General features: G+C 68.7%; 9 protein-coding genes. 5 read left to right on the top strand and 4 right to left on the bottom strand.

The window, feature by feature from the left end:
- Positions 1–23: 23 nt before the first annotated feature.
- Complete coding sequence (locus tag RZR99_RS10970; RefSeq protein WP_323119782.1) at positions 24–1,082, bottom strand: acyltransferase family protein; 1,059 nt, start codon at positions 1,080–1,082, stop codon at positions 24–26.
- Positions 1,083–1,607: 525 nt separating this feature from the next.
- Between RZR99_RS10970 and RZR99_RS10965 the strand changes: the two genes are divergently transcribed.
- From RZR99_RS10965 to RZR99_RS10955, 3 genes are read left to right on the top strand one after another with little or no spacing between them, the layout of a single operon-like run.
- Positions 1,608–3,758, top strand: a complete 2,151-nt coding sequence (locus RZR99_RS10965; protein ID WP_323119956.1) for a hypothetical protein — start codon at positions 1,608–1,610, stop codon at positions 3,756–3,758.
- Between the two features lie 60 nt (positions 3,759–3,818).
- Positions 3,819–5,285: an oligosaccharide flippase family protein gene (locus RZR99_RS10960; RefSeq protein ID WP_323119781.1), complete on the top strand. Its 1,467-nt coding sequence runs from the start codon at positions 3,819–3,821 to the stop codon at positions 5,283–5,285.
- Entirely contained in the window at positions 5,282–7,744 is a 2,463-nt protein-coding gene (locus RZR99_RS10955) for a glycosyltransferase family 4 protein (RefSeq protein ID WP_323119780.1), read from the top strand. The genes RZR99_RS10960 and RZR99_RS10955 overlap by 4 nt, the downstream gene beginning before the upstream one ends.
- 374 nt (positions 7,745–8,118) lie before the next feature.
- Here RZR99_RS10955 and RZR99_RS10950 read toward each other — a convergent pair whose 3' ends face one another.
- The 3 genes from RZR99_RS10950 to RZR99_RS10940 form a co-directional block, all read right to left on the bottom strand.
- Positions 8,119–8,970: an AraC family transcriptional regulator gene (locus tag RZR99_RS10950; RefSeq protein WP_323119779.1), complete on the bottom strand. Its 852-nt coding sequence runs from the start codon at positions 8,968–8,970 to the stop codon at positions 8,119–8,121.
- A 257-nt stretch (positions 8,971–9,227) separates the two neighbouring features.
- The gene (locus RZR99_RS10945; protein WP_323119778.1) at positions 9,228–11,798 is read right to left on the bottom strand and encodes an alpha/beta hydrolase family protein; all 2,571 of its coding nucleotides are present in this window, start codon (positions 11,796–11,798) and stop codon (positions 9,228–9,230) included.
- A gap of 378 nt (positions 11,799–12,176) precedes the next feature.
- Positions 12,177–13,406, bottom strand: coding sequence for an acyltransferase family protein (locus RZR99_RS10940; RefSeq protein ID WP_323119777.1), 1,230 nt, complete (start codon positions 13,404–13,406; stop codon positions 12,177–12,179).
- 216 nt (positions 13,407–13,622) lie between these two features.
- Between RZR99_RS10940 and RZR99_RS10935 the strand changes: the two genes are divergently transcribed.
- The gene (locus RZR99_RS10935) at positions 13,623–13,766 is read left to right on the top strand and encodes a hypothetical protein (protein ID WP_323119776.1); all 144 of its coding nucleotides are present in this window, start codon (positions 13,623–13,625) and stop codon (positions 13,764–13,766) included.
- Positions 13,767–13,995: 229 nt separating this feature from the next.
- Positions 13,996–14,883 carry a UTP--glucose-1-phosphate uridylyltransferase GalU gene (galU, locus tag RZR99_RS10930; RefSeq protein WP_323119775.1) on the top strand — a complete coding sequence of 296 codons (888 nt, stop codon included), beginning with the start codon at positions 13,996–13,998 and terminating at the stop codon, positions 14,881–14,883.
- The last annotated feature ends 79 nt before the right edge of the window (positions 14,884–14,962 follow it).

Genomic DNA, 14,962 nt, shown 5'->3' with positions numbered 1-14,962 from the left:
TTCCTGGTCGAACGATGGATCGGTCATGCGGGTGAGCGGGCGGCGCGCGCGAGCGCCGGCCGCGCCGCGCCGCGCGTCAGGCGCCGCTCGAAGCCGTACCAGGTCGCGCTCGCGCAGGCGAGGGTGATCGCGAACGCGAGCGCGGCGCTCAGGTAGCGGTTCAGGTGCAGCGGCCACAGCGCGTACAGCACGCTCAGGTGGATCAGGTAGATCGTGTAGCTGACCGTACCGATGTAGACGAGCGCGGGGTGCGTCAGCACCCGCTGCACCATGCCGCGTCCGCGCAGCGCGATGACGACGAGCGACGTGCAGAGCAGCAGCGAGACGCTGTACAGCGCGGCATTCGACAGCGGCGTGTTGGCCGCGCGGAATCGCGGGTACGACAGATGCAGCCACGCGAGGATCGCGAGCGCGATGCAGGCGCCCGCCACGGCGATGCCGTGGAACGGCTCGAGCGCGCGGCGGTCGCGCCGCAGCGCGACGGCCAGCAGCGCGCCCGCCGCGAGCAGGTCCATGCGGAACGGCGTCAGGTAATAGATCGGCCAGAACGAGTCGAACCAGGGCGTGGCGAGCGCGCGCAGCAGCGGCGCGGCGACGATCAGGGCGGCGGCGATCCACGCGAGCGTTCGCTCGGAGCACCACAGCACGACGAACGGCCAGAAGATGTAGAACTGCTCCTCGACCGCGAGCGACCACAGCACGTTGAGGCTGTCGTGCCCGATGCCGCCGAGCGACAGGCCGATATTGGTCGAGAAGAACGCGTACCAGGGCCAGTGATGCAGCCACGCGGCGCCGAACAGCAGCGACGACACCGCGAGCAGCAGCACATAGGGCGGCAGGATCCGGCGCGCGCGGCGCGCGTAGAAGTGGCCGAAGTACGACTGCCCGCGCGCCTTGCGCTCGAGCAGGATGCCGGTGATCAGCAGGCCGCTCAACACGAAGAACAGATCGACGCCCATCCACAGCGGGGCTTTCAGCGCGTGCTGGAAGAACACCGCGAGCACGGCGAGCGCGCGCAGGCCGTCGAGCTGCACGATGCGGCCGGCGTGGGACAGGGTGGCGGAGCGCGTATCGCTGTTCATCCTCGGGTTCCGTCTGGTGGGCGCCGGCGCGCGCTACGCCGTGCGCTCGCGTCATCCGGTCGGGATACAGGCGCCGATATGAATGGGATATCGGACCGAAATCGATTCTAGGGAAAAGAAATCGGCAAAAAAACGCGAATGGCCGGCCGCGCGATTGACGGCGAAATAATGCGCAGTCCGCGATGCCGGGCGGCATGCGCCGATCGCGGCGCGCCTTATGGGGTGCGAGAGCGGCACTTTCTACCCGAGCGCAGGGCGTATCGGTCGAAGTTGCCCGTAAAAAAAGAATTTAATTCGACCGCCGCGCTGGGTTTCGCTTTGAAATAGCCAACAATATTTCCAAATTTCTTGTGAATATTTTTGCTTGTAACCTGCCCCTCGTCGTTTGAAATCCATTTGGCGATGCCGGATGGCGGCGATCCGTCGGGCCAGGATGCCGGCCCGCGCGTGCGGGGCGGCGCGCATTGCCCGGCGGCCGACTGTTACGAGTGGAGAGGCGCATTGCGACGTTCGATACTGGCGGGACTGGCGGTGTGCGCGGCCGTGCTGGCGAGCGGCGCGGCAGCGGAAACCGTGCTGCCCGCGACGACGTCGTGGATCGGCAACACCTACGGCTACGGCGACGGCACGTGGGTCCAGATCGACATCCGCGCGATCGCGGTGACGCCTGCCGGCAAGGTCTATACGAACGCGCCGTGGGACGAGAGCGGCGCGGAGGCGAGCGTCTACCAGGACGGCCGGATGCTCGGCTTCGCGGGCGGCACGCATGGCTGGGGCAACACCGGCGGCAGCGCCGTCGCGGTGAACGGCCGCTACGCCTACGTTGCGATCGCGGTCGGCAATGAGAAAGGCCGGCTGGTCGGCGCCGGGATCTGGCCGGCGAAAGGGCAGCAGTGGTACGGCATCTCGCGCCGCGCGCTCGGCGACCTGCGCGAAGCCGCGCCGTTTCGCAGCGCGAAGGCGGCCGATCCCCGCGCGCGGCTGGCGGCCAGTTTCCTGACGGTCAACGAAGTGCCCGTCGATACGCGGGCGGAGGTCGCGGGCCTCGCGGCGAGCGACAAGCTGCTCTATGCGACCGATCCGGCCCACGACAGCGTCGGCGTGTACGACGCGGAAACGATGGAACGAAAAACGGCGTGGGGCGCGCGCGAGCCGGGGCGGATCGCGCTCGCGGGCGACGGCACGCTGTGGCTGCTCACCGAGACGCTGACCGGTCCCGCGCGACTCGCGCACATGCGCGCCGACGGCCAGAAGATCGACGATGCGCCCGCGCTGCCGGACGGCGCCGACGCGGTCGATGTGGCCGTCGACGCGAAAGGCCGCGTGCTGGTCGCCGACAACGGTCCGCGCCAGCAGATCCTGATCTATGCGAAATCCGGCGACGGCTATGCGTTGAGCGGCACGCTCGGCGAGCGCGGCGGGATTTTCTCGGGCACGCCGGGCCGGCCCGGCCCGCAGCGCTTCAACGGCCTGACGGGTGTCGGCGTGGATCGCGCCGGCAATATCTATGTCGCGACGAACGGGATCGGGCCGCGCCACGACACGATCGGCGCGGGGCTCGGCGCGGTGCTCGAGAGCTATGCGCCCGACGGCCGGCTGCGCTGGCAGGTGCAGGGCCTGTTGTTCGTCGACGGCGCGTGGATGGACCCGGCGCGGCCGAACAGCGTCTATACCGGCAACAAACGCTTCGACCTGGATCTCTCGCAGCCGCCGGGCAAGGAGTGGAAGTACGCGGGCTTCCTGTCGAACCGCTTCAAGTACCCGGACGATCCGGTGTTCCATACCGATCAATGGCCGGGCCTGCCGATGGCGCGCAGGCTCGACGGCCGGACCTTCCTGTACCTGACCGACATGTATGCGGATCACCTGAAGATCTATCGCTTCGACCCGAAGCGAGACGGCGAGACGGCGATCCCATCGGGCCTGCTCGCGGGCCGCGCCCGGCCGGTCGACAAGGTGCCGAACCGGCCGCCCGGCGGCGACTGGATCTGGCGCGACGCGAACGGCAACGGCCGCTTCGAAGACGGCGAGTTCGACATGAACACGACCGGCCGGGGCATGGCGGGCGGGTGGGGCTGGTGGGTCGACACGGCGGGCGACATCTGGCGCGCGAGCGAGGTGCGCGGCATCAACCGGTTCCGGTTCGGCGGCCTCGACAAGGCGGGCAACCCGGTCTACTCGTATGCGAAGCTGACCCAGTACCCGATGCCCGCGCCGTTCACCGCGCTGCGTCGCGCGCTGTACGAGCCGGCGACGGATACGCTGTACGTGACCGGCTACACCGCCGACGCGCCGCCCGTGCCCGGTATTTCGAAGGAGGTCGGGCGCGTGCTCGTGCGCTTCGACAAATGGTCGACCGGCGCGCCCGTCGCGCGCTACACGGCGATGCTGCCGTGGCAGCCGGGCGCGAAGCCGATTCTGACGCTCGCCAGCCTCACGGTGGAGGGCCGCTATCTGTTCGCGGTCGAGCCGGTCGGCACCGTGCACGTGTACGACAAGGACAACGGCAAGGAGTTGGGCGTGATCAAGCCGGGCCCGGAAGTGGGCCGGGCGTCCGGCTGGGTCGACGTGCCGTTCGGCATCAGCGCGTACCGGCGCGACAACGGCGAATACCTGGTGTTCGTCGAGGAGGACGCGCGGGGCAAGGTACTGATGTATCGCTGGAGGCCCGCATGAGCCGGCCCGTCCCGACGGCGGCGCGCTTCGCCGCCCACGCGCGCTCGGGATGCCGACGTCATGGATAAAGGCATCCTGAAGAACGTCGCGATCAATTTCTTCGGGCTGATCCTGCCGACCTTCGTCTCGCTCGTGACGGTGCCCGCGTATATCAAGGCGCTCGGCGTCGAGCGCTACGGCGTGGTGAGTCTCGTCTGGACGCTGATCGGCTATTTCGGGATTCTCGATCTCGGGATGAGCATGGCGGCGCAGAACCATATCTCGAAGGCGCTCGCGGGCGGCGACGACGGGCAAAGCGCGCGGGTGTTCTGGAGCGCGTTCTGGCTCAACCTCGCGACCGGCATCGCGGGCGGGCTGCTGATCTATTTCGGCGCGTTCGTCTACACCGCGTATTTCACGAAGGCATCGGCCGAATTGCAGCACGAGGTGTATCTCGCGCTGCCTTGGCTCGCGCTCGCGATTCCGCTCGCCAACGTGTCGTGGGTGTTCGCGGGCGCGATCAACGGCGCGGAACGGTTCGGCGTGTTCAACACCAACCAGACGATCGGCACCTTCCTGTTCCAGCTGCTGCCGCTGTTCGCCGCGTGGCTCGTCGCGCCGACCTTGCAGGTGGTGCTCGCGGCGGCCGTCGGCGCGCGCCTGATCGCGGCGCTGATGCTCGGCCACGCGAGCATCCGGGTGCTCGGCATCCGGCGGATCGAGCCGCCGCAGCTGGGGGTCGCGAAGGGACTGTTCAACTTCGGCGGCTGGATGCTGATCGCGAGCACCGCCAGCATGATCGCCGACACGCTCGACCGCGTGATGCTCGGCGCGGGGCTCGGCGCGAAGTACGTGACGTACTACACGGTGCCGCAGAACCTCGTCACGCGCCTGAACATGCTGCCGAACGCGCTGGTGCGCACGCTGTTTCCGCGCCTGTCGGCGCTCGGACGCGACCATGCCGACACGCTGGCGCGGCAGTCGCTCGAATTCCTGAACGGCGTGTTCACGCCGGTCGCGATCGTGGCGATCTTCGCGCTCGGGCCGTTCCTCGCGCTGTGGGTCGGCAAGGATCTGGCCGCGCTGTCGTCGCCGGTCGGTCGGGTGCTCGTCATCAGCGTGTGGCTGGTCGGGCAGGCGAGCGTCACGCGGATCCTGATCCAGTCGCAGGTCAATCCCGCCCGGGCGGCCTGCGCCGGGCTGGTCCAGATGCCGTTCTTCGTCGCCGCGCTGTGGTACGGCATCCATCACTTCGGGCTGATCGGCGCGGCGGCCGTGGTGGCCGTGCGCGCGCTGGTCGACTACGGCGTGCTGCTGTACCTGTCGGCGATCCGCATGCGGCCGATCGTGCTCGACATGGCCGCGCACCTCGCCTTCCTGCTCGCAAGCCTGTTTCTCGCGCATGCGCTGCCCGGCCTGGCGACGGCGCTCGCGCTGTGCGCGGTCGTGGTGGCGCTGAATGTCGGCTGGTCGATCACGATGACGCCCGGGCTGCGCGCGCTGGCGCGCAGCGCGCTGCTGCGTCTGTATCCGAGGAAAAGCGTATGAACCGCGATCTCGCAGAGCCTGTCGTGCTGACGTCCGTCGCGGACGCGACGCTTCCGGCGCTGCCGGCGAGCCTCGCGCAGGCCCGTGCGCAGGCGGCCGGCCGGCCGTTGCGCGTCGCGATCGTGCACGACTGGCTGGTGACCTACGCGGGCGCCGAGCGCGTGCTCGAACAGATCGTCGCGTGCTTTCCGGACGCGGACCTGTTCAGCCTGGTCGATTTCCTCGATGACCGGACCTTCCTGCGCGGCAAGCGCGTGACGACGTCGTTCATCCAGAAGCTGCCGTTCGCGCGCGCCCGCTACCGCAGCTATCTGCCGCTGATGCCGCTCGCGATCGAGCAGCTCGACGTGTCGGCCTACGATCTCGTGATCTCCAGCAGCCATGCGGTGGCGAAGGGCGTGCTGACCGGGCCGGATCAGGTGCACGTGAGCTATGTGCATTCGCCGATCCGCTACGCGTGGGATCTGCAGCATCAATATCTCGCGCAGTCGCAGCTGACGCACGGCCTCAAGTCGTTCGCCGCGCGCGCGATCCTGCATTACATCCGGACCTGGGATATCCGGACTTCGAATTCCGTCGACCGCTTCGTCGCGAATTCGGCGTTCATCGCGCGGCGCATCAGGAAGGTGTATCAGCGCGAGGCGGCCGTGATCTTTCCGCCGGTGGACGTCGACGCGTTCTCGCTCAACGCCGCGAAGGAGGACTTCTATCTGACCGCGTCGCGGATGGTGCCGTACAAGAAGATCGACCTGATCGTCGAGGCGTTCGCGCAGATGCCCGAGCGGCGACTGGTCGTGATCGGCGACGGGCCCGATATGCGGAAGATCCGCGAGAAGGCCGGCGCGAATGTGGAGATCATGGGCTACCAGCCGTTCGCGGTGCTGCACGACCGGATGCGCCGCGCGAAGGCGTTCGTGTTCGCGGCCGAGGAGGACTTCGGCATTTCGGTGGTGGAGGCGCAGGCGTGCGGCACGCCGGTGATCGCGTACGGCAAGGGCGGCGCGCTCGAGACGGTGCGCGATGCGGCCACGCAGCCGCAACCGACCGGCCTGTTCTTCGACGCGCAGGACGTGCGCTCGATCGTCGCCGCCGTCGATCAGTTCGAGCGTTCGCCGCGGCAGTTCGATCCGGCCGATTGTCGCGCGAACGCGCAGCGGTTTTCCGTCGCGGATTTCCGGCGGCGCTTTGTCGAACACGTCGAGACGGTGCTGCCGGGTGCGCAGGCTCGGTCGCGGTGCGCGGCGGCGCCGGACGGATCGGGTGTCGGAGCGGAGGCGCCGGCCGTTCGGCGGCGGGTGAAGACCGTCGTGCTGGACCAGAGCGGGGTGCTGGGCGGCGCGGAGCTGTCGTTGCTGGAAGTCGCCGCGCATCTCAAGGATTCGGCCGATGTGCTGCTGTTCGACGACGGCCCGTTCCGCGCGGCGCTCGACGACGCCGGCGTGAAGGTCGAGGTGCTCGCGCGGCGCTCGCTGGAGCGCGTGCGCAAGCAGGGCGGCGTGCCCTGGCGCGCGCTGGGGGGCCTCGCGTCGCTGGTCCGCGCGGTGGCGCGCCGCGCGCGCGGCGCGGACGTGATCTACGCGAACACGCAGCGGGCGATGGTGGTCGGCGCGCTCGCCGGACGCATCGCGCGGCGGCCGGTGGTCTGGCATCTGCGCGATATCGTCAGCGGCGCGCATTTCGGCCCGCGCCAGCTGTTCGCGATCCGGCAGTGCGCGCGGCTGGGCGTGACGCGGGTGATCGCGAATTCAGAGGCGTCCGCACAGGCGTTCCTGGCGTTGACGGGCTTCGATCCGCGCGCGGTGCAGGTGGTGTTCAACGGCATTTCGGCGGAGCCGTTCGTCGCGCTGGAGCCGGTGCGCCAGGCGGCGCTGCGGGTGCGCTTCGGCCTGCCCGCGAACGCGTGGCTGGTGGGATCGTTCAGCCGCCTTGCGCGCTGGAAAGGGCAGCATGTGCTGCTGGAAGCCGCGAAGCTGTATCCGGACATGCACGTCGTGCTCGTCGGCGCACCGCTGTTCGGCGAGGACGACTACGCGGCGCAGCTGCACGAGTACGTGGCGCGCAACGGGCTCGACGGCCGGGTGCATTTCCTGGGCTTCCAGCGCGATATCGCCGCGTGCATGAAGGCCGTCGATGCCGTCGCGCATACGTCGATCACGCCGGAGCCGTTCGGCCGGGTGATCGTCGAAGGCATGCTGGCGAAGCGTCCGGTGGTCGCGGCGCGGGCGGGCGGCGTGGTGGAGATTGTCGACGACGACGTCAACGGCCTGCTGTGCGAACCCGGCGACGCGCACGCGCTCGCCGACGCGCTCGCCGCGCTGCGCACGGATCCGGCGCTCGGCGAACGGCTCGTGGCCAATGGGTTCGAGACGGCGGTGCGCCGGTTCGGCACGCGGCAATACGTCGAACAGGTCGAACGTATTCTCGCCGAGACGGCGCGGCCGGTGTCGCGTCGGCCGTGACGCGTCTGACGTGCTGCCGTTCGATGCGGCAAGTCCGGCCATCGACGTCATGCGGGCGGCGGGGCCGCGTATCGCGGCCGTCGCGGGGCGGGCAGCCGGCCGTCCGATGCGCCGCTTCGACGGGCGGGGTGCCGGCAGGCTCACCCGTATTCGTTTGCGCGACGCGGGCCGATGCGCGTCGACGCGTTCGGATGCAGGCGGGACGCCGTGCGGCAGTCAGCTCTCACGCTCATCCGTAGCTCGCTGGCGCGACGGGGGCTGCGTGAATCGCCCGGCCCCCCGTCGACGTGTGCGGAGGAGACGCGACGCCGCGAGGGAGTCCGCTCTCACGCGCGCGCCGGCTCCGGGTTGCCGAGCGCCGCAAAGGACGATGCTCAGCCGCGCGTGGGCGCCCCGTCCTCGACGGGGATCCAGATCTCCAGCGTTCCGGTTTCGCGCACGGGATCGAAATCGGCGCTGTAGCGCTCGAACTCGGGAGCGGCGGCCGCCCGCCATCCGGAGTCGGGCAGCCAGCCGTGCCAGATGCTGTAGCACGTTTGATGGACGGTCGACACGTGCCCGCGATGCTCGAATACCGCATAGCGCCGGGGGGCGAGGCTGATGCCGCGAAGCGGCGGCGGCAGCCGCTGCGGATCGGCGACCTCGACGCCCGCGAGATAGTCGAACCCGCCGTCCGGATCCGGATGGCAGCAGACGCCGTAGGTCACGCCGCCCACCTGACCGGGCACATGGCCGATGTGCGCTTCGAACGATTGCCAGAGCGCCGGAATACCCTCGTTGGTCTCGAACGTGAAGCGGCCGGCGAGACCGCCGATGCACAGGGGGCCGATGCTTTCGAAGCGCGGCGGCGGCAGGTCGATGAGTTTGAGTGCTTTCATGCGCAGAGGCTCCACAAGAGGAAGGTTCACCACGCTGCGCTGGCTGCGCACCTGCTCCGGCGTCGCGCCGAACTGATCGTGGAACGCACGGGTGAAAGCCTCGTGCGAACCGTAGCCGGCGTCGAGCGCGACCCCGAGGATGTCGGGGGCGCCCCCGGCCAGCGCATGCGCCGCGCGGGTCAGCCGCCGGGCCCGGACGTAGCGCATCGCCGGCCAGCCGGTGCGGGTCGTGAAGACCCGCGACAGGCTGAAGCGCGACAGGTCGCACGTCGATGCGATCAGATCGAGTGTCAGTTCATCGCCCAGCTCGTTTTCGATGAACCAGAGTGCCTTGCCAACTGCGTCCATGGTGTTCCCGACGAGATCGAGCGCGAAATATAAGTGATCGGCCCGCCGGCGGTTTGATCGTTCTTGCGCGGCGAGCGTCGAGGCGAGACGCTCGGCGATGGCGGGCGTCAGGGCGATGAAGCCGCGCGGCGATCGGGTCGCGCGGCCGGCGGCCCGCGGCGGCGAGCGCCGATCCCGCCCGCCGTTCGGGGTGCGTTCTTGCCGCGATGCGGCGGCGATCCCGGCGGCGCGCGACGACGCGGCCGCCGGGCGTCACGTCACTCGGCGCGCGCCGGCACGGCGGCCAGCCCCGATGCGGCGGCCGGTTGCGCGGCCGCCGCGCGCGGCGGCGCATTCTTCACGTAGCGGTCGAACCAGCGCAGCATCTCGTACACGAGCTGCTCGTTCGATTCGAGCGCCGTGTACCAGTGCGGCTCGTGCGGCAGCATCACCAGACGCGTCGTTCCGCCGTTGCCGCGCAGCGCTTCGTACAGCATCGTCGCCTGCAGCGGCGTCGTCCCCGGATTCGCGTCGTCCGCGCCGTGGACGATCAGAAGCGGCGTCTTCAGCCGGTCCGCGTAGAAGAACGGCGATACCTTCAGATAGACGTCCTGCGCTTGCCACACCGTGCGCCGTTCGTTCTGGAAGCCGAACGGCGTCAGCGTCTTGTTGTACGAGCCGCTCGTCGCGACGCCCGCGCGGAACAGATCGGAGTGGGCGAGCAGATTGGCCGTCATCAGCGCGCCGTGGCTGTGCCCGGTGACGCCGATCCGCTCGGGGTCGACGACGCCCAGCCGCACCGCCTCGTCGACCGCCGCCTTCGCATCGGCCACCAACTGCTCGGTGTAGGTGTCGTAGGCCTTCTTCGGATCGCCGACGATCGGGAACGACACGTTGTCGATGATCGCGTAGCCGGCGAGCAGCAGCAGCCGGTAGTTCTTGAGCCGCGTGAAGGTCTGCTCGGACCCGCTGACCTGGCCGGCCGTCGCCGCATCCGCGTAGTCGAGCGGATAGGCGTACAGGATCGCGGGCACCCGCGTGCCTTCCCGATAACCGGGCGGCGTGTACAGCGTGAACGACAGGTCGAGCCCGTCGGCGCGCTTGTACTTGACGAGGCGCTTCTTGATCTGCCGGACCACCGGCGTCGGATCGGCGAGATGGGTGAGCGGGGTCGCGGCCGACGCGTAGCGGGCTTCGCCCGCCGGCGCGTCGACGGGCGCGCCGAGCGCGCGGACGAACAGGTTCGGCGGGTCGGCCGGCGTCTGGCGCCAGGTCAGGAACGAGCGGGTGTCGTCGCCCGTGAACGCGACGAACGCTTCGAGCGCGGTCCGGTCGCTGCGGAACAGCCGTTCCGTCTTGAGCGTCGCGAGATCGAGCCGGTCGAGGAACGGCCGGCTGCCGGCCGGCGATGCGCCTTCGCCGTCGAGGAACATCGCGCCGTCGTCGATCCGGATCGCCCGGAACCCGTTCGGCAGCACGCGGCTGACCGGCGTGCCGGGGTCCGCGTATCGTTCGTCGGTCGACATGTCCCACAGCACACGCGGCGCGATCGGCTGGGCATCGACGTCGACCATGAAGGTGCGCCGCCAGTGGCGGTTCTCGTCGTATTCGGTGAGCAGCGCGAGATCCGGCCGCGTGGTCCACGCGAAGCCCGCGTAGCGATCGCGCAGCCGCGTTACTTCGCGCGGCGCCGCATCGAACGGCGCTTTCAGCATCATCACCTTGTCGCGCTGCGGGACGGCGACGTTCCAGTCGCCGCCGTCGAGCGCTTCCGCCCAGACGAGCGTCGCGGGTTCGGTCGTCCGCCACGAGAAACTGCGCGGCCCGAGCGGCACGCCGCCGATCGGCACCCGGTCCGCCAGCGGGCGCGACACGATGCGGTGCGTCGCGATGCGCGCGCGATTCGAGATATCCCACACCGTGTAGTCGTGCGGGAAGCGGTCGGCGGTCGTGATGTACGAATACGGCCGCTGGATCGTGGAGATCAGCAGGTGGCGTCCGTCCGGCGCGGGCACGATGCCGTCGTACAGCGCGGGTGCGCCGAGCGGCGTGACGGCGGCCGTGCGGACGTCGATCAGCGCGAGCTGCGAGGCCGCGTAGTAGTCGAACAGCGCCTCGTCGTGACGGTTCTTCAGCGTATCCCGCGCTTCATAGGTGCTGCTCTGGCCGCGACCGCCGTCGGATTCCTGAATGCTCGGGCCGATCGACGCGTCGGCGGCGACCGGCGGCGGCCCGCTGCGTGCCGGAACGAGCTTGACCAGCAGCGATTTCTGATCGGGCATCCACCGCAGCTCGTCGCCGAACATCGGATTCAGCTGCACGCCGGGAATCCGGCGCACCGCGCCCGAGTCGCCGTCGCCGACCCACAAGTCGACCGAGTGCGCGGTGACGTTCTCGAATGCGAACAGCTTGCCGTCCACGCTCCACTGCGGGCGCGTGGCGCAAACGCCGGCCGGCAGCGCGACCGGTCGCGTGGCGGCGCTGCCGAACCGGATCAGATCGAAGCGGGTCGCGCACGCCGGGATGCCGTAGCCGCCCGGCGTGTCGTGCCGGCTTCGGTTCGCGGGTTCGAGACGCACGCCCGCGAGCCGCAGGAACGGCGTGGCGACGCGCGCAATCGACGGATATTCCTGCGCGGTGACCAGTAGCGCCCGGTCGACGCTCGGACTGACGACCGGCGCGGGCAGCGGCGGCGCGAGCATCACGTCGAGGATATTCGCGGGCGGCCGGCTATAGCCGGACGAGGCGCCGCCATCCGGCGGCGGTTGCTGGGCGTGCGCCGCGAACGACAGCGCGCAGGCGGCAAGGGCGCCGAGGACGGCGCGGGAAATGACGGAGTGATGGGTCATCGTCTGCTGGTGCGGATCTCGGAAAGCGGAAGGGGCGATCGTGGCGATCGGACGCGGGAGCGCCAGTGTCGCACGCGAAGCGGGTGCGCGCGGGGGGGGGCACTCGCGGCTGCGAAACGGCCGGGCCATGATACGTTATATCGCCGGCACGCGACGCACGCCTTCGCGCTGCGCCCGGCGTGTTGCGACGCTATGCCCGGCGTCCGGCCGCGGGGCGATGCCGTCATGACATTCGACTGCGCGGTCGGTGCGGGGAATGAGCGGTGCGATGTCCTTTTACCGCGGGACATGCGCGTGGCTTGATGCGGCGGGAGCGTCGGTGCCGCCCGGTCTCGCTGCGATCGAGCGGCGTCGACGGACGACGTCGGCGAAGCCCGGCTAACCGATCTCGCGCGCTTCGCTGTCGGCCGGGCTTCGGCCGGCGTGTTGCTGCGCGTATCCCGTCGCGCGATGCGCGGTGGCGACGGGCTTGGGCTTCAGGCTGGCGGACCAATGCATCGCGGGCAGCTCGAAGATCCGATAGAACAGGTAGGCGACGGGAATCGCGAGCGCCATGAAGCCGAGCGAGGGGAGGATCGACAACTGCAGCGCCGAGCGGTACAGCACCGATCCGAGGCAGACGAAGAGCGGCAGGTGCACCAGATAGAGCGAGTAGCTGAAGTCGCCGAACCGGGACAGCAGCCGCACGGGAGCGCTCGCGCGCGTCGGGCGCGCGAGCGCCGCGTACAGATAGCACGCGAAGCCGCCCGCCCACAGCTGGAACGCGCCGTACTGCCCGACGTGGAACGCGACGCAGCCGAGCCCGATGGCCGCGGCGGCGGCCGCGTACCAGCCCCGCGACGGCGGCCGCGCCGGATGCGCCGGATGCGCCGGCGCGTGCGCGCGGGCATCGGCGATCCAGGCGCCGAGCGTCCACGACAGCCAGTACGACGTGAAGAATTGCAGATCGTGCCGCTCCAGGCCCCACGCGGACACGAGGTTGACGAGCGCCACCGCAGCCAGCACGGGCACCATCCCGAACCGGCGCCGCGCCGCGAACAGCAGCGGATAGAGCGCGTAGAACTGCACTTCGAGCGACAGCGTCCACAGCGCGCCGTTCGATCCGTAGGTCGGACCGGCGATGCCCTGCAGCGAAAGCAGGTTGACGAGGAACGCGGCGGGTCCGATGTCGCGGATCTTGTGGCTGACGGGCTCGATTTGCAGGCTGATCGAATCGAGCACGAGCGTGAGGACGAGGGCGGCCAGCAGCACCGGGTAGATCCGCGCGAACCGGCGGGCCCAGAAGTTCGGCGCGTTCAGCCGGTAGGACGGATCGCCGGCGAGCTTCAGCGCGGCGTTGCGGTGGATGCAATAGCCGCTGATCACGAAGAAGATCGGCACGCCCGCCGACCCCCACGCGAACGGAAACGTCAGGTAGCCGAGCAGCACGCCCGGATCGAGCGAGCGGCCGTAGGTGCGGTGGAACGTCTGCATGCCGACCCAGGCAACCTGCCGGCAATGAAAATAGGCGACGAGCAGCGCGGCGAAACCGCGCAGCGCGTCGATCAGGTGTTCCTTCCGGTCGGCGGCGTCCGGCCGCGCGAGCGCGGCTCCGCTGGCAGCATCCATTCAGTCCGGTTCCTTGCAGGAGGTGAAGCGCCAATCGCGCGGTTCAATCGTAATTCGCAAGAAATCAGTCAATGAATAAAAAAATCAATTCGCAAATATTCGTAATCAATCGTCTCGATCTGTGGTGATTTTCCATATCGCGAGATGGCATTGACATTATTTGTCGATTTTTTTCTGATAGTTTGAGGCTTCGCTGATTGACGAAAGGAGCCCAGGATGGACATGCACTGGATTGCGAGCGGCGTGGTGCTGCTCATCATGGCCGTGCTCTCGGCATACCGCGACGCGTTGAAAAACGAACCGATCAATCGTTTCGGGCTGGAGCGCAGCGGCGTGCCCTATGCCGAGGAGTTCGAATGATCCGGCGCCGGATCGGATCGGTAAATTCTCGCGCGCAGGCAAGTCAGTCGGCAAGATCGACCGGCTTTCAGTCGATTATCTGAAAGCTCGCGGATTCGATCGATTCAGATTAATGAACGATGAAACGCGATAAACGAGGCGCCGCCTCGAATCGATTTAATTCGGTCCGTCGATTATCGGTTCGCATCGCCCGGCGATGCGAAGCCACCCAACCATTCGGGATGCGATCATGCTGAAAGTCACCAAAGCCGTGTTTCCTGTCGCCGGTCTCGGCACACGGTTTTTGCCTGCCACCAAGGCGAGTCCCAAGGAAATGCTGCCGGTCGTCGACAAGCCGCTGATTCAGTATGCGGTGGAGGAAGCGATCAACGCCGGCATTACCGAAATGATCTTCGTCACGGGGCGCAGCAAGCGCGCGATCGAGGATCATTTCGACAAGTCCTTCGAGATCGAGGCCGAGCTCGAGGCGCGCGGCAAGGAAAAGCTGCTGGAACTGGTGCGCGGCATCAAGCCGAGTCACGTCGACTGCTTCTATGTCCGCCAGCCCGCCGCGCTCGGCCTCGGCCATGCGGTGTTGTGCGCGGAGAAGCTCGTGCACGGCGAGCCGTTCGCCGTGATCCTCGCGGACGACCTGCTGCACGGCGAGCAGCCCGTGCTCAAGCAGCTCGTCGACGTGTTCAATCACTATCACAGCTCGGTGATCGGCGTCGAAACCATCGCCCGCGAGGACAGCCGTTCCTACGGCGTGGTCGAGGGGCGCGAGTGGGAGGAGGACATCATCAAGCTGTCGGGCATCATCGAGAAGCCCGCGCCGGAGCACGCGCCGTCGAATCTGGGCGTGGTCGGCCGCTACGTGTTGATGCCGAGCATCTTCGATCATCTGCGCAAGATCAAGCCCGGCGCGGGCGGCGAGCTGCAGTTGACGGACGCGGTCCAATCGCTGCTGACCGAGGAGCAGGTGCTCGCGTACCGCTACTACGGCACCCGCTTCGACTGCGGCAGCAAGCTCGGCTACCTGAAGGCGACGGTCGAGCTGGCGCTCCAGCATCCCGAGGTGAGCCGCGAATTCGAAGCGTACCTGCGCACCTGCCTGCCGGTGCTGGCGGCGGTCGCTTAGCATCCCTGTCCGGTTTTTCGTCATCCAAGTGGTGGTTGTTCCTTTGGCCCCGGTTCGCAAGAGCCGGGGCCCTTTGTTT

The organism is Burkholderia alba (assembly GCF_034721475.1).
In the GTDB taxonomy this organism is placed as follows: Bacteria; Pseudomonadota; Gammaproteobacteria; order Burkholderiales; family Burkholderiaceae; genus Burkholderia; species Burkholderia alba.
This window is presented reverse-complemented; position numbering and strand designations above follow the sequence as displayed.